The sequence below is a fragment of the Microcystis sp. LEGE 00066 genome, from assembly GCF_015207925.1.
GTDB lineage: Bacteria > Cyanobacteriota > Cyanobacteriia > Cyanobacteriales > Microcystaceae > Microcystis > Microcystis ichthyoblabe_A.
This window is the reverse complement of sequence record NZ_JADEVX010000292.1, coordinates 1-3,647: the sequence shown is the minus strand read 5'-3', so window position 1 is coordinate 3,647 and position 3,647 is coordinate 1. Positions and strand designations below refer to the sequence as shown.

Annotated in this window: 3 protein-coding genes and 1 pseudogene; 3 read left to right on the top strand and 1 reads right to left on the bottom strand. The window is 41.2% G+C overall.

The features are described 5' to 3' along the window. A pseudogene (locus tag IQ224_RS22585) lies at window positions 1-1,121 on the top strand (hemolysin); the annotation flags it as partial. 133 nt (window positions 1,122-1,254) lie between these two features. Here IQ224_RS22585 and IQ224_RS22580 read toward each other — a convergent pair. Beyond that, a complete protein-coding gene (locus tag IQ224_RS22580) occupies window positions 1,255-1,545 on the bottom strand; it encodes a DUF2288 domain-containing protein (protein WP_002745388.1) in 291 nt (96 codons plus the stop codon). 135 nt (window positions 1,546-1,680) lie between these two features. Here IQ224_RS22580 and IQ224_RS22575 point away from each other — a divergent pair, with 135 nt between their 5' ends. Next, window positions 1,681-2,253 (top strand): TetR/AcrR family transcriptional regulator, encoded by a 573-nt coding sequence (locus IQ224_RS22575; RefSeq protein WP_194033517.1) that lies wholly within the window; start codon window positions 1,681-1,683, stop codon window positions 2,251-2,253. Window positions 2,254-2,284: 31 nt separating this feature from the next. Further along, window positions 2,285-3,568, top strand: a complete 1,284-nt coding sequence (locus IQ224_RS22570) for an HlyD family efflux transporter periplasmic adaptor subunit (protein WP_194033516.1) — start codon at window positions 2,285-2,287, stop codon at window positions 3,566-3,568. Window positions 3,569-3,647: the final 79 nt, after the last annotated feature.

The following is a 3,647-nucleotide window of genomic DNA, read 5'->3' as shown; positions in this document are numbered from 1 at the left end:
TTTCAAATTCAAGTAAACCAATAACAGTAGATCTAGTTAAAAGTGGAACAGGAATTCCGCAATATATCAAAATTGAAAACTTTAAAGGTAGTAGTTTTAACGATGTTTTTACTCTGGATAAAGCGGCTAACAAGGTTGAAGGTGGTAACGGAAATGACATAATGATTGGTGGTGCAGGTAACGATACCTTAGACGGTGGCTTAGGAAATGATACTGTTGACTACAGTTTAGAAACCACACCAATTACTTTAACTTTAGTCAAAAATCCTGATCCAAAATTAACAGGATTTAATGGGACAGTAAAGGTAGGCTCTGACACAGACACTTTATCTAGCATTGAAACCCTTAAATTTACTAAGAAGGATGATATTGTAAAAATCCAATCACTTCCCAAAGGAGTAACCCTTGATGCTGTTGATGGAAAAGATACCTTAGACTTTTCAACTTTAACCACAACATTAGGAGTATCAATTAATATTACTGCCAAAGTCGCCCAAGTAGGCTCTGAATCCCTTTCGATTGCCAATTTTGAAACTTTTATTGGTACAAATCGTGATGACACTTTTAAAGTTGATGGAAATACCATTCAAGTTGATGGTGGTGCGGGAAAAAAAGATATTTTAGACTTTGCTGGTAGTAAACAGGGAATTGTCATTAACGACTCAACCAGACCTAAAAATATTATTGCCACAAATATCGAAGAATATATCGGTTCTGCCTACAATGATCGGATAAAAGGGACTGCTGCTGATGAGATTTTCCGCGATGGTGCAGGCGATGATGTCATTTTTGGCGGGGGGGGAAATGACATTTTTTATAACGGACTAGGCAATGATGTTTATGCGTCAGGAGAAAGTGGAGATCAATTCATTTTTTCTGGTAATTTTGGCAAAGATGGCATTGCGGACACTAAAAAAGGTGTTGCTATCAAGATTGGGAACATTGACCTATCTACCGTTGAATGGACAGGGATATCATTCTTTGGAGTAGGTAGATTTAAAAACGCTAGTAAGACACTGATGCTCGATACGGATGGGGTATCCGGTCTAATTACGGATTCATCTGGTAACGAATTATTACTCGGTAACGCCTTTGCCAATGGGGTTTTTAATATTCTTTAATATTGAGCAATTAGCCAGTTGTACGCAACCATCTTGTCCAAGATACTTGTCGGGTTGCCGACCGGGACAATAGCTCGATGTCAGGATTATTCTTTCTCACCCCTCAATCCTAGATTGGGGGGTTTGGTTTTATCTAAGCTATGGTCTGAATTAACACAAAAGGTTGCACGATTAGTGTATTAAAAAGGTTATCGGGATGGGAATTCCAATCGCTTAACTGCTCTTGTGTCGGTTTTTCTAGTAGTTTTTCCCCGATCCAATTCTGCACTTGAGCAACCTGATCACCGGCGATCGCTTCTGCCACTTCGATTAAATTGAGGGAATCGGAAACCAGGATCAGCGCATCCCTTTGAGCATGGGGGATCAAGTCACTCCACTCCACTTCGGCTAATTCCTCTAATAACTGCTCGTGAATATTACCCATACTGTCAATCCTTGCGAAAAAGCTCGCTCAATAACGAATTAGCTCCTCTTTCTAGCATACAGGCAAAGGGACAGCCCATTTCCCCATTCATAGTAATATTAAGCTAAAATATAACAAACGTTCGATATTAAACTTATGCCTAAGATAGTAGATGTAGAACAATACCGAAAAGAACTCCTCTTAAAAAGTGCCGAACTCTTTGCCGAAAAAGGCTATGCTGACATAACGACGAGAGAATTAGCGCAAGGATTGGGAGTGTCCACGGGAACGCTGTACCACTACTTTCCCAGTAAAGCGGCACTTTTCGAGCAATTAGTCGAGGAGATGTGCCAGCAGGATGTTTTATTAGCTAAAGTCGAGATCGATCAAGGAAAAACCCTGATAGAAAAGCTAAAAATTCTCGGCAAATTTATGACTAATCGAGAGGATTCCTGCATTAAACAATTATTCTTATGGATTGATTATTCTCAATACCAAGGACGAGAAGAACTGAGTCGTAGTCAATTTTTTGAGTGCCTTGATCGCCGCTATCATCAGGCAGTAATCGAGATTTTAGGTATTAGCGATCCGAGTGTAGCTTGGTTAGTTGTCAGCGTTATTAATGGACTGATCTTAGAGCGCCTGTGGTGCAATGAACAGATTGCGATCGATGAACAAATGGAATTATTAGGTAAAATTCTTACTCCTTATTTGCAGGAAAACTGTTAACCCCCAACAATCACGTATTAACTAAAAAATTATGAAAGGTAAAACTTTTGTGAAACCCAATCAAAAGTTAATTATCGGGTTAATAGTATTAGGCACAGGATTATTAGGAATAACCACCTTTTATAGTCTTTCCCAAGTCGCCACCAAACCCGAAACCAAAACCCCTGTAATTGCGCCACCCGTACCGCAAAAAATCACCGCTTTAGGCAGAATTGAACCGAGGACAGAAATTATCAGCATATCTGCCCCGATGTTGCTTAATTCCGATCGAGTCATGCAATTATTAGTCGATGAAGGAGATAGCGTCAAAACAGGACAAATAATCGCCATTCTCGAAAGTCAGGAAAGATTAGAGGATAACCTGCGACAGGCACTAGAACAGGTGAAAGTAGCCGCATCCAAACTAGAACAGGTGAAAGCTGGAGCAAAAGTCGGCGAAATCGATGCTAATGCTGCTAACGTGCGGAAAATCAAAGCACAATGGTTAGGAGATCAAGCAAACCAAAGGACAACTATCCAAAGATTAACAGCGCAATTAGAAGGGGATAGGGCTGCCCAAAAAGCGACAATTGCTAAATTAGAAGCCGAATATCGCAATGCTAAAGCTGAATTTGATCGCCACGAAAAACTCTATCAAGAAGGGGCAATTTCCGCCTCTAGTTTTGATAGTAAAAGACTAAATTTAGAAACCAGTAATCAACAACTAACAGAAGCAAAAGTTACCCTAGAGAGGATTGAACGCACCGGTAAACAAGAGATAGAAGAAGCCAAGACTACCCTAGCCCAGATTGAATCCACCGGTCAACAGCAGATCAAAGAGGCCAGATCCACTTTAAATCAAGTCTCGGAAGTGCGGGGAGTCGATGTGCGGGCAGCCGAAGCGGAGGTAAATGCTGCCCTAGTTGCCGTTAAAAAAGCCCAAACCGAGTTAAATCAGGCCTATATTAGATCGCCAATTACCGGCAAAGTGATTAAAGTCAATACCCGTATCGGGGAACAAATCAGCGCTCAAGGAATTGTTGATCTCGCTGAAACCGAGCGCATGGAAGTAATTGCCGAAATCTATCAAAGCGATATCGGGAAAATTCGCAAGGGACAAACTGCCACGATTACCGGATCGGCGTTTAAGGGCGAAGTTAGGGGAAAAGTGCGCTTAATTGCCTTAAAAGTTGACCAACAAAATATCTTCAGCAATCAACCAGGAGAAAACTTCGATCGCAAGGTTATCTCTGTCCGCATTGCCTTAGATCGCGAAAACAGTGAAAAAGTGGCAGGTTTAACCAATTCCCAAGTAACTGTAACTATCAATGAGTAGGTTTGAGGGGAAGGGGGGAAGTGGGGAAGTGGGGAATTTTAACTAAAACCCCAACACCCCAACACCCCAACACCCCAAC

Excerpts from the sequence above, each read along its gene's own strand:
- IQ224_RS22580 (WP_002745388.1), bottom strand. The coding sequence starts at position 1,545 with ATGGGTAATATTCACGAGCAGTTATTAGAGGAATTAGCCGAAGTGGAG.
- IQ224_RS22575 (WP_194033517.1), top strand. The coding sequence starts at position 1,681 with ATGCCTAAGATAGTAGATGTAGAACAATACCGAAAAGAACTCCTCTTA.
- IQ224_RS22570 (WP_194033516.1), top strand. The coding sequence starts at position 2,285 with ATGAAAGGTAAAACTTTTGTGAAACCCAATCAAAAGTTAATTATCGGG.